The sequence below is a fragment of the Bacillus sp. FSL R9-9410 genome (assembly GCF_038050385.1).
Classification (GTDB): domain Bacteria; phylum Bacillota; class Bacilli; order Bacillales; family Bacillaceae_G; genus Bacillus_A; species Bacillus_A cereus_U.
Map to the genome: position 1 here is coordinate 1 of NZ_JBBOTV010000004.1, position 17,657 is coordinate 17,657.

A 17,657-nucleotide genomic window follows, 5' to 3' on the forward strand; every position below is an offset into this window, starting at 1 on the left:
GATATCGCCATAACACGCTTGATACGGTACAGCTTCTGGTCTAAGGCAATGATACATGCCAGTATGTTTTACTTTTTGATACTGTTGTTGTGAAAATTTGATTGCTATTTCTTTCGTATATTTACCACCATTTGCACCAACAAAATCAAAAAATCCTGTTCCAAAGTTGTATGCTTGAAGTGCTGTTTTGATATGATCCATGTCTCCTGGACTCGTTACACCAGCTCGCTCTATCGCATGTTTAAACTCCTGTACACCAGCCCAAATACTGTAATCTGGATCAGTAATACAGTTTGGTGATTTACAATATTTCGTATTAAATGCGCCTTCGGAACTCTGCATCGGATCGCTGCCACGCCCTCCGCTTTCTTGCATCATTTGAGCAAGCATTAAAGCGACAAACGGTTCCACACCAAAGGCTTTCGCATGCTTCCGAATGGTTGGCTCCCATTTCAAAACTTCGGGTGAAACATTCATGACTTGCCCTTCACCTGTATACGTAATATCACCTGCGTCTGTTCCACTCTCTCCACCCATTGCCGCAATAAAAATACTCATAACTCCAAGTAAAAGAAAAGAAAAAAGACCCATCACAATTAATGCTAAAGTGATGAGCCATTTCCTTGGTATAATCTTTAAAACTAGATGCATGGTATTAAGCACCTCCCCCAAATAACATCAATTCTTCGTCTGTTACTTCTACATGAAAATGAATGTTTTTTACAGCCCCAATACTTAAAATGACATCCCCTGTTGGCAAATGCGGAATGGCTGCAATCTCACTTTCACTTAACTGTCCTGCAAATACTTTTCGTAACATATCTAAACTGTTATTATCTTGCTGCATAATAAATTTGTACTGTGTAAGTTCAAATAGCTTTTTAATTTCATCAATCATTTCTTGTGAAGATCCTTCCGGTACAAAATCTCGAATCGTGTGACTTGCATATAAAAGCCCTGCAAAATATTTTCGATCTTCTCGACTAAGTTTCGTTAAAAATTGTAGAGCATGAGCACTTTCTTTTTTCGTATTTATAATATGATGCGCCTCGTCAATAATAATGAAATAACGAATTACATCTTCAAAAGCAAGTTGCTTTTTGTTAAAGGCTCTTAATTGAGGCGCACCATTTGAAATCATTTCATTCCAAAGGAGAGTTAACACATTAAAAATCTGTGCCTGGAATACCTCTGGTTTAAAACTGGATATATTCCGTAAGGAAAAAGATACAACTTGTTCTTTCTTGAAATCTTCAATTGTAGAATGCCCATCAAATAATTCTGCATATGCTTCTACTAAATTCGTAAGATTTAACTCAATTAACTCTAAACGATGAATTCTACTGTCTCCTAAATTATCATGATGCTTTCTAGCTTTTACATCTTGATATAATTCTTTACAAACAAACATTAAAAAGTCAGAGAAAATCGGATATTCTTTTGGCTTTCTTGTTGTAATTTCATTTTTTGCTCCTTTTTCATCATTCCATAATCCCATACGAATATATAATCTACGAAGCAAATTTTCATATTCTTTAATTTCATCATCTTTTGCTTCTGGCGCAATGAATCGATAAATAATTGTCAGTTTAGATAAATGCTGAGTAAAACTAACTTCCTCACTTTCTGCTGTCTTATACACTTGAAGTGGGTTAATCTGACCTTGCGATCCATCTAATGCAATTGTCTTTCCACCTAGCTCTTCTACCGTATCTGTAAACTCTTCTACAACATCAAATACCCGAACAAAGTGACCTTTACTTGCATAGTCCACGGTTTTCTTTTTTAACAATGTTGATTTTCCAGCACCAGGCTTTCCAACCATTACACCGTTATAACTCTTTCTTTGTTTGTCTTTATGAAACATATCAAAAATAACATTTCCTTTTGTTTTCGTTGTTCCATAATACGTACCGTATGGATCGTGCAAATAAGAGTAGTGAAATGGACATCCACCAGCCAAACTGACTGCCGGAATTTCTTTTCCTTTTCTTCGGTTCACATAATTTTTTTGTGTATCAAAGCTCGTTACAAGTGCATCCCATTCATACTCTTGTTCATTTAAAAAGACAGCTCCTCGAAAATTATAAGATTCTAAAGTTTCCATGATCTCTTTTACTTGTTTTTCTAATTCATCTAATGTTCTAGCGGAAACATAGATACGGATATGGATACGTTTCATGACCTCACCTTGTTTCAAATCCGTGTAGAGAGCTTCTAACTCTAAAAATTCATTTTTCGCATCAATCCGATCTATATTATCTTTCGCTGTATCATGCCGAACACTTTGTTCACTCATGGATTTATTAATCGATTCAACAACCTCTTTTCGATCATCACTCATTACATCTAATGTTGTGATCACATTTGGCATATTCATAATTTGTTCTAACCAAAAATCATTTACTTCTGTTGGATAATCAAAAACATGAATACAAGTACCTACTCCATCACCTGTTTGCACATAACTTTCTTTAAAGCTGATTCCCCCTTGTGGCTGAACTCTAGCCACGAAATATGGGTTGTAACCTTTCTTCTTTTTTAGTTCTTCTTGTTTTTCTTTTTTAGATTTTTTACTTTTGAACGCAAACATATTGTTTCCCCCTTACTACCATATATTTTTCGTTCCTAATTTTGCATTTTGATTAAACAATTTAAACATAAGCTCTAACTTTTTCTCTTCATCCACCTCTAATAGCTCGGTAGAGCGTTTGATATATCGCTTTGCTGCATCCACACGTTCTTTTACGATTAGTTCTGTTTCTCCGTAAATAAATAGGAAGGCTTCACGATTTGTTCTGCCCCATTCTAAAAACTGAAGTTCTTTTAACTTTTGATTTAAAATCCGTTCATACAAAGGACTGGTACATTCTTTAATTTTCTTCTCCATATATCGTTGTTGTTCAGTTGTTTGACATGGGAAGTTTAAAAAAACGAGTTTAATGGAATGTTTGTAGGCTTGATAAAAATAAGCATGTGAGAAAATAACAAATGCTTGTTCGTCGCTATTCTTTGAGAACATATCATCACCTTCGACTTGAAGAATTTCTAAAAACTCCTCATTTTTCAGCTCAAATATGCCATCCTCCGTCATGTCTACGATTTGCATAATTTCCGCAATACTTTTCTTTACCTTCGGTGGTGCTTCTTTCTTTTTTCTAGATAAAAAACCTAAAAGTTTGGGATTTTTCTTATTCGAAACATCTTTCTTTGGTTTTTCTTTCTTTTGTCTTTTTACTTTTGGTTCTACCTTTGTTTTTTCTTCTTTCTTTTGGTTGGGTACCACCTTCACAATTTCTTTTGGTTCAGAAAGTGATTCTTTTACATTTTTTTCGTTAAATCGAAATGCTTTTTTCTTCGGTATTTCTAGTTGTTTGGGCTCTTCTTTCTCCACATCTTTTTCGCTGAATAACGCCATATGTGATCCCTCCCTTATTGATCGTTATCAATGGCACAATATGCGCCTTTTCTTCTTAGCAATGTAATAATCAACACTTCATACATTCGTTTTTGAGGATTCGTACTTGGTCGCCATATCATGATAATTGCAATAGCTGCCATGAAAATAACAAATGGTAATTGAAAGGAATCATGTACAAAATTCCTAAGAATCATCGTTACAACTAATAAGCCAATTAATAAAAAGAAATCTATTAAATAAAGCACTTTATTAATCCGTAATTCTGTACTGATTTCCTTCGGAATCCGATAGCTTCTCATCGGGATTCCCTCCTTTTCGACAATAAAAAATAAGCGTACGATTACGCTTATTTTTTATCTGTATTATTTTTATTTTTGTTTACAATATCTCTCCAACTTTTACCTGTGTTTTGCCCCATCTGATAAAAACGCTTTGTATTCTGTACCGTTTCAGAATTATGAATGCGCTCTTGTACTCCTCTTACCTTTTGTTTCACGGATGATGTTGTATTTTTAACTTTATCGGTTGTATATTGTCCTAATGTCCGTGTTTCCTGACTTCTACTTGCTGCCACTTCTTTATCACTTTCATAAGGAATAATTGGGCTACTATGTGTCACCGTTACGATGTCGGCTGATGCCGGGCTTCCTCCACTTGGCACTGATCTTGGTGTTTCCATTGGTGCCGGGCTTCCTCCACTTGGCACTGATCTTGGTGTTTCCACTGGTGCCGGGCTTCCTCCACTTGGTACTGGTCTTGATGCTTCTACTGGTGCCGGGCTACTTCCACTTGGCACTGATCTTGGTGTTTCCATTGGTGCCAGGCTTCCTCCACTTGGTACTGGTCTTGATGCTTCTACTGGTGCCGGGCTACTTCCACTTGGTACTGGTCTTGATGTTTCCACTGGTGCCGGGCTACTTCCGCTTGGTGCTGGTCTTGATGTTTCTACTGGTGCCGGACTTCCTTCACTTGCTCCTTGTCTTACTGTTCCCGGTGTTTGACTTCCTTCACTTGCTCCTTGTCTTGCCGTTCCTGGTGTTTGACTTCCTTCACTTGCTCCTTGTCTTACTGTTCCTGGCGTTTGACTTCCTTCACTTGCCCCTTGTCTTACTGTTCCTGGCGTTTGACTTCCTTCACTTGCCCCTTGTCTTACTGTTCCTGCTGTTTGACTTCCTTCACTTGCTCCTTGTCTTACTGTTCCTGCTGTTTGACTTCCTTCATTTGCTCCTTGTCTTACTGTTCCTGCTGTTTGACTTCCTTCACTTGCTCCTTGTCTTACCGCTCCGGCTGTTTGACTTCCTGCGCTTGTTCCCTGTCTTACTGTTCCTGGTGTTTGACCTCCTGCGCTTGCTCCTTGTTTTACCGTTCCGGCTGTTGGATTTCCTTCACTTGCTCCATTTGCTTTTCCAGCTTCCTTCATTTCATCTTGAAGACTTGTTGTTCCCGATTCTTGCCCATTTGCTACCCCAGGGTTCTCGTTCCCTTCTTTTTTTATATCTTCTTGAATAGATGGCGTGCCACCATTCTTTTTATCTTCTTCCTTATTTAAGTTACCTTTTTCTTTTTCATTTTTTGCTAAATCATTTCCATTTCCTTTCTTCTGATCCGCTTTTTTCATTTGATCTTGCAAGGACTCTTTATTTTCAGACTCATTCCCTTTTTTTAAGCCACTTATGAGCCCAGCGACGCCACCACCTGTTGCCATCGCTGCCGCACCTGCTTTTTTAGCTGCAACACCCGTTCCTTCTGCTGCACCTTTCGCCCCTTTTCCAATCATATTCCCTAGACTCTTCATTGGTTTTGAGTTTGCAAGAGCACCAATTCCTTTACCAAGTGCGAAACCACCTGCTATACCACCTGCTAACATGCCCCAACTGCTCTTTAATCCAATATCTATACCGAATAACCTTTCTACGACTGCCGGGCCATCTAGAACTGCCATACTAAATGCCGCTAATGCAATCAGATACGGTACACCATTTAATTTGTCATGGAGAAACGCCGTTCCCATTATATATAGCTTCAAAGATAGGAATATCATAATCGTTGCTATAAATATATTGAGGATATTCGATAACACCGCTTTTAATTTTTGACCATTTGCAACATCGGCTGGTGCTAAGATGTTGGCTAACAAATAGTTAAATGCCAATTCATAAAATAATCTAGCTAATTTAATACTTACCAATAACAACGTTGCGCCAGTTATTAGTAAAGTAAAGAATATGTTCCAAAAGTTCCAATGCCAGCGATAATACTTTTCTGGAAAGAAATCAAACCAGCCATCTTTTAATTCAGCTATAGATGCCACTCCCATTCCATCCATCACTCTTTTATACTTAAGAATATCTTGACCACCTTCAGATAATTCCTTATCCTTCGCAAATTCAAAATCTTTATCTATCTTTTCAGTAATATCAATTTGTCTAATACTTTTTTCCGGAATATTATTTTTCGGATTCATATCTTCTTTCTTTTTCCATCCGTTTTGGTCAATTACTGCAATATCCGTTATGTTTTTCTTAATAATTTCATCACTTAAAGAACCCTTTTGTTCTGATTTTACAACTGCTATGGCATCATCGGTGAACTTATCAACCTTTGTCATACCAGTACTTAATAAACAAAGTACACTCAGTGTTACAAAAATATTGATGATAATTTGAGAACGGTTCATTTGTTTGTTCATAATGAACATGTAGCCAATATATAAAAATGATATGGCTAAAAGAACGACAAACAATGGATATAACATATCAACAAAATTTTGTATTTCCGGTGAATTAAAGAATCCTTTAATCCCCAGTATGGCATCTGTGACACCTTCTAAAGCATCTACAATTAAAGATAAGCCTACAATTAGGAACCATCCTAGCCAACGCAATACATAATTCACGATGTCTCCTACTTGAAGATAATCCGAGAACGCTTCTATAGTTTTTAAAATCTCTTCATCTTTCACCATTTATCCTCCTCTCTTGCTTACTACTGCCCTAATACTTCCTTTGCTGTCCAATTCACCCTTTCATTCAGTCTGTCAATACGAATAATCAATTTCCCTTTTTGTTCCCGATCTACTGAAAGGAAAAGAACCGCATCTTCTAGACCAAGAATGACCTCATTTTCTTCTGTTACAAATGGCGAGTAACTATCCAAAATCAATTGCATTTTATCCGTTATTGTCGGTACGCACATTCCCTCTTCCTCCTTTAGTTTGAATTCAAAAAAGCACTCAATCATTTGAGTGCTTTTCTAACTCGTCACTTGTTCTTTTTCTTCTAAATCACGCAAGATTCGATTAATCTTGTTTTCGACTGCTTGATAAACACTTTTGTCGATGTGGTCATTGTTAGCTAACATTTGAAATTCACTGTAAAACTCGCCCATTTCTTGATTTTCAACCTCATCTATTGCTTTCCCTAACTGTGCTAAAAAGAACTTATCAACCAGTTTCAAAACCGCTAAATCAGATTCGAAAAATTCGTTAACCGTTTTTCCTTTCCAATTTTCAATGGAAAGGGAATCAAACGGGCTATCTTCCTGTTGAAACGCCTCTTCCGGAATCTCTTCATCAATTCCCATCATTGTTGGCTCTTCTACTGGCTGCGTTGTCTCTACTGTTGGCAAATCTTCCCGTTCCGGCTCTGATGGTTCTTTCTTAACTTGTTCTTCCTTTTTTTCTCCTAGAAAATCTACAATGAGTGATTTTGGATTTACATCATCATGTAGGGAATCAATATCTATATCTAAAATAGATTTATCTGTATCGAACTCTACTCCTAAGTACTCCCATCTATATTTTAAGGCTGTTTCTCCCGTATTATAAATTGGTCGAGGTCTGATACGTCTTCGGTTATTATCCTGACGTTTTATGACACGAATAACGGCACTTTCTCCTTCTTTAAAATTCATAAGTTCATTTGCTGTTAACAATGGTCGTTGATCTAGACCTTCCGTTTTATTTTTATCAGTAGAAAGACCTTTTCCACTTCGGGAAGGTAGGTTAATTGTCTGATTCCCTAGTTTTTTGGACACTTTTTCGGCGGTTTCTTGATCGTTAGTTAGAATATAGATGGTATTCCCACAGTTTCCATCAATCGTATCTGCATCCTCACCATACTTATTTTTCAATTGTGCATATGCCTGGATTACAAGGTTAAAGCGAACATTTCTACCAAGACAAACCGTGATAATATTTGCCATTCCTTCAATACTCGGCATATTTCCAAACTCATCTAGGCAAAAAACCACTTCACGGTGACATTTCCCTCCACGAGCGAGGGATGCACCCTTAGCCAATATAAAATAAAGCTGTCTTACGAAAATAGAAGCAATGACATGATTCGAAGAATCAAAGTCTGGTGTAATCATAAAAATAGCCACTGGTTTATCAAAATAATCCACTGTTGTTACTTGTATATCTTCATTTTCTTCTACTACTTTAAATTCTGTATCACCTGTCTCTTCATCTATTTTCATAATAGAAATAGATGTTTTCTTTTTCTTATTTCCTTTTTCATTAAATTGGATGGTATCCCCAACTTGTATTACTTTCTTAAAATCTAATGCAAAACGACCCGTAATATCTGATTTGATAGACTCCTTTGAACCATCCGGAAATACAATTTCTACTCGTTTTCTAGGTGTTACTTTTCCTTTTATCGTTTTTCCAAAACCTACACGTTTTAAATCCACACTATTTTTCGCTGTCATTTTAGCAATTTCATCAAAAGTAAAAATAGATAAACCATTCATTGTTTGTGTGAAAATACCGCCTCTAGCTTGCCCTTTTGAGAAATTAGAAGTTGCATATTGCATTTTCGCAACACTGTCTGATGGTAAACTTTCAAAATATAAATCCAAAGCATTTTTAGGTGGTTCATCTGGATCTATAATTATCTCTTTCGAACCAAGTTCCGATAACATGTTAGCTACTGCATACATCGTTATTTTTTCTTCTGCTCCCTCCGCAATACATTTATCTGTTATAGCTAAGACCATTGCATTACATAAACTCATAGCGCAATCTTGCCAAAAAGGATCTTTAACACCTGGTTTATAATACAAAGTGTGAGAGAGTGTTTTACATAATGCCTGTGCCGTTGAATAATCCCCATCTTTATAGGCATCTTTGACAAGCTGCAATAAGTTGTAGCTCATAGAATCGAGTGGGGTTAACAAATTCAAAACTTCAATGTGATAGCCTCGTTCTTCCAGTGTTTCTTTCGATGCACTGAAGAGCTCACCTTTTGGATCGTTAAAAATTAATGATGGTTTATGTTCCGCTCTAGAATAGACATCAATTGTAGGAAATACATAAGTTTCCCCTTTACCAGACCGTGTTGTACCAATGATTAAATTGTTTACCGGGCTATCATCAATAAATACCTTGTCACCTAATCGAGATATAACAACACCACCGCCACCTTTAAATGATTCCTCTCGATCTGGTACAGCTCGGTATTGCTTTTTCAACTCTTCAACTGTTGTAAAGCGACTAGATCCTTTCTGATGATTATTTAAGTTTTTAAAGGAAGATTTCAATTTGTACACTGTTCTTGCAATGGTTCCAATTACTACAAGGAAAACAAGCATGTAGTAAATCGGATGTTCTGCAATTAGCATCCGAAAAAGAAATCCTACCTCTATATGAAATGGTTTAGGGTGTAATAAATCACTAAATGTTGTTTCTATCAGCTCTAAAGATAAATTGAGTAAAAAATTAGCGATTAAAAACATTCCAACAAACAAAAAAGTACTCAATGGAATGAGTACTTTTTTTTCAGCTAATTTATATTTAATTGAAATTTCATCCTTGTACATGGGTAAGCGAATCCCCCTTTAAACTGTTACATCTGATTTTGATTCTTGTTTATTTAATTCTGTTGGCTTTTCTGGATTTGTTGGTCTCTCCGGTTCTGTTGGCTTCTCTGGATTTGTTGGTTTCTCCGGTTCTGTTGGCTTCTCTGGATTTGTTGGTTTCTCCGGTTCTGTTGGTTTCTCTGGATCTGTTGGCTTCTCTGGTTCTGTTGGTTTTTCTGGATCAGTCGGTTTTTCTGGTTCTGTTGGTTTTTCTGGATCAGTCGGTTTTTCTGGTTCTGTTGGTTTTTCTGGTTCTGTTGGCTTCTCTGGTTCTGTTGGTTTCTCCGGTTCTGTTGGTTTCTCTGGATCTGTTGGCTTCTCTGGTTCTGTTGGTTTTTCTGGATCTGTTGGTTTCTCTGGATCAGTCGGTTTCTCTGGATCAGTCGGTTTTTCTGGATCTGTCGGTTTCTCTGGATCAGTCGGTTTTTCTGGATCTGTTGGTTTCTCTGGATCAGTCGGTTTTTCTGGATCTGTTGGTTTCTCCGGTTCTGTTGGCTTCTCTGGTTCTGTTGGTTTTTCTGGATCTGTTGGTTTCTCCGGTTCTGTTGGCTTCTCTGGTTCTGTTGGCTTCTCTGGTTCTGTTGGTTTTTCTGGATCAGTCGGTTTTTCTGGATCTGTTGGTTTCTCTGGTTCTGTTGGTTTTTCTGGATCTGTTGGTTTCTCCGGTTCTGTTGGCTTTTCTGGATTTGTTGGTTTCTCCGGTTCTGTTGGCTTCTCTGGATTTGTTGGTTTCTCCGATTCTGTTGGTTTTTCTGTCCCTGTATTTTCCGTATTACCATTCTCACCTTCCGGTGTAATTGGTGGGTTCACAATTGCATCTGGTTTCTTCTCTGTTGGAAGAATATCTCCTATACTCGCTACTGAAGAATCAATATTTTGATCACCAAATGCAAAATGATCTCCATTCACGGTGACTTGTGGCTTATTATCTGTAATAGCTGCTATCACATTATCTTTTGTTGTATCTTGAAGTGTTTTATCTGTTGTTTCTTTATCAAAGAGTGCTAGAACACGAGAAGTGGTTTCATCCCCATTTTGAAGATTACTTACAATAGATTTTTCCTTAAAATTAATTTTTGATTTATCAAGCTCTTCGAGTACATAAGCAACTTCATTATCCTTACTTTGAATTGCGTTTTCTGTAATTGCTTCAAAATCTTGTTTGTTCAGATCTTCTTTCTTTTCATCCGGCTTATTCTTATCTACCTTTTTTGTAATAGCTGATTTACTTTTTGATGATTCCTTACTTCCAAACCAACTGCAACCTGTCGTACTTAATATCAATGAACCACCAAGAAAAACAATTCCCATTTTTTTGTACAGATTCTCATAATTTAAAGGCATGTTATTCTCTCCCCCTTAGATGTTCTGTAGATCTTTATCAATTCTTTCAATCTTAGCTTTCTTTTCCTCTTCACTTATCGTAGATTGTTGGATATCTCGTTTCTCTAATTCTTTGACCTCTTTCATCAAGTTTTTATTTCCTTGCGTTTTAGCAAAAGAATAACAATCTTCATATTTTTTTAGATGTACAAAAGCTTCAACAATGAGTTTTTCACGTCTACCATCCATATTGACTTTCCCCTTAAGCTTGATTACCTCCTCATATTTCTTATTAAGCGCTGCTTTTTCAAAGTCGATTACATCATTTTTGACATCAATTTCATTGATTTTATTCATGTTGTCTATCCCAATAAAATAAGCAACCACACTTTCTGCAAATTTCGGCTCATATTGTAATGCCTTATTTGCCTTTCCATTTAATAAATAAGTAAATAAAACTGCCTTCTGACTATCTTTATCTAATTCTGTGTAATTGACCTTATCGAAGTATTTAACGGCTTCTCCATACTGTTGAATGGCTGCCTGCTGTAATCCTTTTACTACATATTGTTCAGAACCAGCATTTGCACTCGAAACTGGCTCGGAAGAGAATAACTTAAAGGCAAATATGGCACCAGCTCCAATTAACACCACGCTTCCTATGACACTCGCAATAATCTTGAATACTTTTCTATTTTCCTTTCCAGGCTTTATTTGTGTTTTCACTTTATCCGATGGACTATAAGAGGGTTCTTCCTTCCTTTCTGGTGATTCTTCTTGATATTCATATTCTTCATGAAAAGGAGAATCATTGATTTCTCTTTCTAATGTTTCTAACAGCTCCTTCTTTTGTTCCTCTTGTTCTGGATCTAATTGCATCACATTCATTTTTTTAGAAATGTGATCAAAAATATGGTCTGCATATCTCGAACCAAGCGATAACGTACCGTTATAAATTTCATTAGAATGACCATCTAACAAATCGAAATCAATATGTTCTTGCCGCCCTGCCTCTCTATAAACTCGTTCTAATCGTTTCGTTAAGATATAAGCTTCATGAAACGAATATTGCTTACCCGACTCAATTTCTGTTCCATTGCTACTCTTAAAAATGACAAACATGGCTTCTCCTTTCTTCCATTTGATTTATATTTACTTTCATTTCAATTGATCTCAAAATGCATAGTACAAAAAAGAACCTAATACAAGGAAGACAGCAAATAGAAACATTATTGGTAAAAGGTCTCTTAACAACCTTCCTAAAAAATCATAAGCTCGCTCAGTTGACACCATACACATGAAAATAAAATAAAAAACAGTAAATGCTAACATAGCTATCATTGCCACGATCAAGTAGAATCCTACTGGATTACTATAAAACTCTTTAAAAAACTGAATGATAAACCCCATAATCCAGCCCCCTTTTTGTATCAAATTCAAATTCTAATAAAAAAGGCAACAAAAAAAGCCATACCCTTTGCATAGCCTCCTCATTGCCTTATTTATATTTTTTCACTATTTCATCCAGAAAAACGGGAATAAGATTTGACCAAATTTTACATTGCTATTTACGCTCTCTGCTAAGTATTGGCATCCCATTACGATAACAAGTCCGGCTGCCCCACCAAGAAACCACCAAATACATTTATGTCTTCCTCGTTCACCGCCCCAAATTAATAGATAAGCGCCCCAGCAAAATACAATCGCTGTACTAACCATCGCCCCTCTTTGCATCCATGCAATAAATGAATTCCCTGTATTAATTAGACCGTCCATCGCATCACCTAACACTAACATTTGAGATAATGTTTCCAACATTGACATATATATTCACTCCCTTTTCATTTTTAAATGCTTATACGTTACTAAGCTGACTTGATTCATTCGCCTTGCTGTCTTCTTTTACTTCTGTTGATGTTGCTTTATAAGCTTGTAAAGCTTTCATTACTAAATCTTGATTTTCTTCAATGTATTTCTGATGATGTAAATGAAGCCAATGGTTATAATCCTGACCATTGGCTCTTAATAGGTTTGCTACCATATCTTTTTCTTTTCTTAATTCCCTCTGTGAAATCGTCACTATATCACCACCTTTCAATGATTATGTGATTACTTCTGATATTGCTCTTTACAATTTTGAACAAAATAGGTAACTTCTTTTTCAAAATCAGATGGTTTAATTTCTTCAAACTTTATTGCTTTCTTCAACTCTCCTTTTTCATAGTAAGCAAGGGTATCACGTTTTTGTGACAAGCCGAAGTCATGCTGATTACTTGTTCTTGGAACATCCTCTCTCCCCCCAAATAATTCTCTAACCTGTATATCGTTTTGCTTTGCTAATTTTTCGACTTTAAAAAGTATATCTTCTCTTGTTTTCTTATCATTATTCAATATTACAAAACCTGTGCCATCCTCACTCATGAACTTTTTCATTTCTAACGGACTAAGTTCCATTACTTCCCCTTTTCCCGAACTAAAGACAAATGTTGAACCAATACCAATTGCAATTAACAGTCCAACAACAGCGGAAATGATCCACCCTTTACGACTCATGCATGTTCCTCCCTATGTCATATTTTTATAAGCGATTTTGAAGTGTGGTGAGACACGTTTAAACTTCAACATCTGTCTTTATTTTATAACATTTAAAGGAAAGTGGGATAGAAAATGGAAATATCATTTATGGCTGGAATGACGAACCCTGTATTGGTATGCGTATAGAAACTAACCCCGACCTAGCTTCTATATGCCCAATACCGCACTACGTATTTTGGCATGAACGTAGAACCTTATGTATCTACTGTTTGTATGGTTTATCGCTTCTTTAGAATGTCAAAATGGGATATTCCTCACGATCACTAGCGCAAACAGATTTTTGATACAATGCATTTCCAATGGTCACAGATATGAGTTTTACGTACGCACTCTTCTAACGATAATCGTATACCTAACCCCTCTAGTGACCGTTTCAAGGGAGGCACGCATATATATTGAAAGCCGTATATCATCCTTCTACATCATTACTGAAAGGAAGATATACGCAATATATATCTAAATTGTCAAAGAGCAAATTACTTTGTGCTATGTTCTCAGCACACTTCAAAATCGCTTTTTTTATTTACACTTTTGTTTTACGGCTACTAATTCCGCTTGTTTATGTTTCCTTTTTGCGATCAAGTTTTGATGTTCGTCTCTGACAGAACGCACTTGATAATAAATTTGAGCTACATTTTCAATGCTTCCTGTGTTATTTTCAATTGCGATGGTGCCTTTCAGTTCGTATGTTTTTCCATCAAAAGTTTTGACACTATGAGCTTGTGATGCGGCAATATCATAGAATGTGAGCCTTTGTTCTTTTCTCATATGAACGCCTCCTATTTTTGATAAAGAAGGGAGAAAAGCGCTTCTCCCTTGTATAGTTTTCTAGCCATCTATATAGGATGAAATAGTGAACGAGTGCTTCATATCATGCTAGGATTGTTGTGTTATACGAGGTTATGATGCGTTGCGCTGCCTCTTTTCCGTATATGTGTTGTAATGCGGATTGAGATTCAACTACGATTGAATGCTGAATGTGGTATGTTGCGCTTTCTTTCAAAAACTGCTCCATATGAGGGATTGGGTACAAATCATATTGATGAAATACCAGGTGAATTGGTCTTATATTCTTGCATTCTGTTAGATACTGAAGAAAATTTGATAATGCTTCTCCTCTCTCTTGATACGTACTTCTTTCCGTTTCTATACTGATATACACAACTGACTTTTGTTTTAAATCCACTTCAAGCGTTTCATAATTAGTTAGCAAATCATGTTTGATGATGTGATATCCTTGTTTTTGTTTTTCATGATGTGTATCTTCAAAAAAGATGCCTTTCGGATCAAAAATGAAAATAAAATCATCGTTTGTTTCTTCCACACCTTCTATGACCGATTTATAAGCCCCAAATCGAGCTTTTATCACACCTGCAACCTTTTCCCCTTCATTCATCTCTTTCAACGCTCTAATCACCTTTGTATACTTCTTAGCTACGCCTAACATGTATTGCACTCCTTCCTATTTCATTTTCCTCTTCTGACTACTACTGAAACCAAAAATACTCTTTTTGTTCCTCTTGCTTTTCACGTTGATGTTTTTCAAGAATGTATAGCAAAGTGATAGCTATCGCATCCCTTGTTTCTTTTGAATAAAGACCTAGCTCATGAAAGATATGATAAGCTGGATGCTCATTCTCAAGCGAATGTACTACTTCTACCAAGTTCGCTTCACTTTTATATATTATTTCAGTGAACTCAATAACTTTTTTCACATCTAGGTAATATAGGTTTTTATGTCGTTGATCCAGATACAAAATACTTCCTGCCAATAATTTTGTAGCGGATTCTATCCAATAATCATGTTGCTTTAATGGTTTCATTACAGTTTGAGCGATTGAAATTGCTTGCATCAATTCTTCAGGCAACCAAGCACTCTTGCGATGCATAACGTCTTCCCCAAGTTTCCCTATTTTTTTCGTTTTACCGACGTAGATTTCTGACATCTCATTTAATCTCCCTCTCGGTTTCTTATATCTTGCTCCCTATCCAAAAAACAACTGTCCAAATGGGAATTACGAGTATACATGCATTACGAAATCCAATAGCAAAACCAAGCGGATTTTCATCTATTTCACTAAAACGAGCTTGGTATTTTGTCATATACTCTTAGTCCTTTCATGATTGAGTTTTCTTGCGATTTCTCACTGCAAATACAGCTCCAATTAAGCCAAGTACGACACATGCAAGACCGATCCATTTTATGTATGGATTTTCGGCTTTACCGCCTGTTGTCGGAAGATACGTTTCAATTTTCTTTGGTGTTTGTTCTAGTTGTGGTTTCATAACAATCTGTTGTGGTTTCTCTAGTTGTGGAATGACAGGTTTTTCGGTTGCTTTTGGTTGTTCCGGTACCTGTGGTTGTGGCGCTTCTGGTTGATCTGGTTTTTGTGGTATTTCTGGTTTTTGTGGTTGTTCTGGCTGTTCTGGTTGTGGTGTCTCTGGTGTAGGTGGTGTCGGTTTCTTCTGATCCTTCACCGTGTGCTTAATAATTTGACCATCCTCTTTAATTTCAAAAGGGAATACTTCTTCATTCAGTAAATAGCCGTCTGGTGCGAATGTTTCTTTATATGTGTACTTTCCATATGGAAGTTTGAATTTTGCAATGCCGTTTTCATCCGTTTTTCCTTTTGCAACTTCTTTTCCTTGTTCGTTAAAGATAGTAAATTCAGCGTTTGGAAGTTTATTGTTGCCATCCGCAATATCTACCTTACTAATCTCCAACTCTCCTATGATTCGCTTATTTTGCGCTGTTAGCATGACTGTCTTTCCTTGTTCCGAGATACTAAAAGGAATAAGTTCTTTCGTTAAAACATAGCCAGTTGGTGCTTGCTTCTCAACAAATGAGTATGCTCCAAATGGTAAGTCTTTTACTTCAATCAAGCCGTTTTTATCACTTTTGTGTTCACTTATTTTCTTTCCTTTACTATCTTGAAGAATGAACACCGCCCCTTCTAATTTTTTATCTGGATTCTCTCCATCCACTTTAAGAAGTTGCACGTTTCCTTTTACTTCTTTATTTTCAACTGTAAATGTTAGTGTTTTTCCTTGCTCTTTAATCTCGAATGGATATTTTGTTTGATTAAGAAGGTATCCTTCTACCCCTTTTGTCTCAACAAAATAATACTTTCCATATGGAAGATCCTTCACTTGTGCGATCCCTTGTTCATTTGTCGTTGTTTTTGTAATTTCTTTTCCCTCTGCTGTATACACTGTGAACTCTACTTTTGGAAGAGTTTTTCCGCTATCACTTAATTTCTTAATCTCGATGTTTCCTTTTACTTTAGTATTTTGTACTGTAATCGTTGCAACCTCGCCTGTTTTAACTTCAATCTGTTGTGGCTGCCCATTTAGTACATAACCAGTAGGTGATTTTACCTCTTTAAGAGTATAAGTTCCGATTTCTAAACCAGAAAGGCTTGCTGAACCTTGCTCATTTGTAGTCATTGTGCCTACTTTTTCATTTGCACTGTTCATGACTTCAAATACTGCACCTTGTAGCAATTCTTTTTGTTCTCCCACTTTTACAACTTTCAATCCACCAAGGGATTTCCAGTTTACTTGTAGATCGGCACTCACCTTTTCCTCATTTTTTTCTAAAAGGACTGTTGCATCCTGGACTTTATCAGTTCCTTGATACGCTACTGCCTGCAAATTAGAAAGATTAGATGTTACTTTTAAGGAAAAGTTACCTGTTTGAGAGGATTTCGGTATCAAAATACGGAATTGTTCTCCTAAATTGAATTGTTGTTTTGCTTCACCTTTTGTTGAAACAACTTTCGTTCCATTCGGTGCATTAGCTAGTTGAACTGTAAATACACCGTTCTTAGCGTTACTTTCAATTTGATACACTGTCGTTTCAAAGTACTCACCGTTTAACTTTGCTTCTTGATTGTCTGTTGGTGTTACATTCATGTACACGTCTTGTGTTTCCTGGCTTGCATTTGCCCCATCAATAATGGTTTTTACGGCTTTTGCAACATTCCCATTGCGATGCTGAACTTCGTTAATGTCAATTTGACCTAACGCTGCCCAAACACTAAGCTGTGTCGCATAATGCGCCTCTTTCCAGTCAGAAACTCCTAATTCTTCTGGACTCTTTTGCGGATATCCATTTAGAAGAACTCGGTACACAACATCATCTGTGCGCCCCATCTCTGGAAGATCATTACCGTTGGGACTTAATTTTCCATAAGTTAAACAATACGCAATTTGCCCATTCGCATTCTTCAGTAGTTCTGTCCGTAACTCTTTCCCATACATGGGACTAAAACTCCAATTCATTTCGTATTTCTCACGATTAATGACTTCAGCACTCGCTTTCGTAAGTGGAAATACAAAATTTAAGACAATTAGAAGCATACTCATGATAATGAGTAACGTTTGATACGATCGTTTCAACATACTAACAGCTCCCTCAAATGATATGCAGTTTTCAAAGATCAGATATTAAAAT

Annotated in this window: 18 protein-coding genes; all 18 read right to left on the minus strand. The window is 36.6% G+C overall.

Annotation, left to right across the window (positions count from 1 at the left end; translation table 11 throughout):
- Nucleotides 1–651, minus strand: a 651-nt coding sequence (locus MKX77_RS29135; protein WP_341308571.1) for a lysozyme family protein, incomplete at its 3' end; no start/stop codon positions are given.
- Nucleotides 652–655: 4 nt separating this feature from the next.
- Nucleotides 656–2,593, minus strand: a complete 1,938-nt coding sequence (locus MKX77_RS29140) for a VirB4 family type IV secretion system protein (protein ID WP_341308572.1) — start codon at nucleotides 2,591–2,593, stop codon at nucleotides 656–658.
- A 15-nt stretch (nucleotides 2,594–2,608) separates the two neighbouring features.
- Nucleotides 2,609–3,418, minus strand: coding sequence for a hypothetical protein (locus MKX77_RS29145; RefSeq protein WP_341308573.1), 810 nt, complete (start codon nucleotides 3,416–3,418; stop codon nucleotides 2,609–2,611).
- Between the two features lie 14 nt (nucleotides 3,419–3,432).
- Nucleotides 3,433–3,720: a DUF5592 family protein gene (locus MKX77_RS29150; protein WP_002130425.1), complete on the minus strand. Its 288-nt coding sequence runs from the start codon at nucleotides 3,718–3,720 to the stop codon at nucleotides 3,433–3,435.
- Between the two features lie 47 nt (nucleotides 3,721–3,767).
- Nucleotides 3,768–6,383: a pLS20_p028 family conjugation system transmembrane protein gene (locus MKX77_RS29155; protein WP_341308574.1), complete on the minus strand. Its 2,616-nt coding sequence runs from the start codon at nucleotides 6,381–6,383 to the stop codon at nucleotides 3,768–3,770.
- A 23-nt stretch (nucleotides 6,384–6,406) separates the two neighbouring features.
- Nucleotides 6,407–6,616, minus strand: a complete 210-nt coding sequence (locus tag MKX77_RS29160) for a hypothetical protein (protein WP_000338017.1) — start codon at nucleotides 6,614–6,616, stop codon at nucleotides 6,407–6,409.
- A 57-nt stretch (nucleotides 6,617–6,673) separates the two neighbouring features.
- Entirely contained in the window at nucleotides 6,674–9,244 is a 2,571-nt protein-coding gene (locus MKX77_RS29165) for a VirD4-like conjugal transfer protein, CD1115 family (protein ID WP_341308575.1), read from the minus strand.
- A gap of 18 nt (nucleotides 9,245–9,262) precedes the next feature.
- The gene (locus tag MKX77_RS29170; protein WP_341308576.1) at nucleotides 9,263–10,627 is read right to left on the minus strand and encodes a hypothetical protein; all 1,365 of its coding nucleotides are present in this window, start codon (nucleotides 10,625–10,627) and stop codon (nucleotides 9,263–9,265) included.
- A gap of 15 nt (nucleotides 10,628–10,642) precedes the next feature.
- A complete protein-coding gene (locus MKX77_RS29175) occupies nucleotides 10,643–11,728 on the minus strand; it encodes a hypothetical protein (RefSeq protein ID WP_341308577.1) in 1,086 nt (361 codons plus the stop codon).
- Between the two features lie 51 nt (nucleotides 11,729–11,779).
- Nucleotides 11,780–12,016 carry a hypothetical protein gene (locus MKX77_RS29180; protein ID WP_341308578.1) on the minus strand — a complete coding sequence of 79 codons (237 nt, stop codon included), beginning with the start codon at nucleotides 12,014–12,016 and terminating at the stop codon, nucleotides 11,780–11,782.
- A gap of 105 nt (nucleotides 12,017–12,121) precedes the next feature.
- Complete coding sequence (locus tag MKX77_RS29185) at nucleotides 12,122–12,430, minus strand: hypothetical protein (RefSeq protein WP_000062187.1); 309 nt, start codon at nucleotides 12,428–12,430, stop codon at nucleotides 12,122–12,124.
- Between the two features lie 31 nt (nucleotides 12,431–12,461).
- Nucleotides 12,462–12,686 (minus strand): hypothetical protein, encoded by a 225-nt coding sequence (locus tag MKX77_RS29190; protein WP_341308579.1) that lies wholly within the window; start codon nucleotides 12,684–12,686, stop codon nucleotides 12,462–12,464.
- A 29-nt stretch (nucleotides 12,687–12,715) separates the two neighbouring features.
- Nucleotides 12,716–13,159, minus strand: a complete 444-nt coding sequence (locus MKX77_RS29195) for a hypothetical protein (RefSeq protein ID WP_341308580.1) — start codon at nucleotides 13,157–13,159, stop codon at nucleotides 12,716–12,718.
- A gap of 561 nt (nucleotides 13,160–13,720) precedes the next feature.
- Entirely contained in the window at nucleotides 13,721–13,969 is a 249-nt protein-coding gene (locus MKX77_RS29200; RefSeq protein ID WP_113710522.1) for a hypothetical protein, read from the minus strand.
- Between the two features lie 103 nt (nucleotides 13,970–14,072).
- Nucleotides 14,073–14,648 carry a type IV secretory system conjugative DNA transfer family protein gene (locus MKX77_RS29205; RefSeq protein ID WP_219375550.1) on the minus strand — a complete coding sequence of 192 codons (576 nt, stop codon included), beginning with the start codon at nucleotides 14,646–14,648 and terminating at the stop codon, nucleotides 14,073–14,075.
- Nucleotides 14,649–14,688: 40 nt separating this feature from the next.
- Nucleotides 14,689–15,147 carry a TRAG family protein gene (locus MKX77_RS29210; RefSeq protein ID WP_098342629.1) on the minus strand — a complete coding sequence of 153 codons (459 nt, stop codon included), beginning with the start codon at nucleotides 15,145–15,147 and terminating at the stop codon, nucleotides 14,689–14,691.
- Between the two features lie 25 nt (nucleotides 15,148–15,172).
- On the minus strand, nucleotides 15,173–15,304 hold the full coding sequence (locus MKX77_RS29215) for a hypothetical protein (protein WP_309515460.1): 132 nt from the start codon (nucleotides 15,302–15,304) through the stop codon (nucleotides 15,173–15,175).
- 15 nt (nucleotides 15,305–15,319) lie between these two features.
- The gene (locus MKX77_RS29220; protein WP_341308581.1) at nucleotides 15,320–17,605 is read right to left on the minus strand and encodes a SpaA isopeptide-forming pilin-related protein; all 2,286 of its coding nucleotides are present in this window, start codon (nucleotides 17,603–17,605) and stop codon (nucleotides 15,320–15,322) included.
- Nucleotides 17,606–17,657 lie beyond the last annotated feature (52 nt).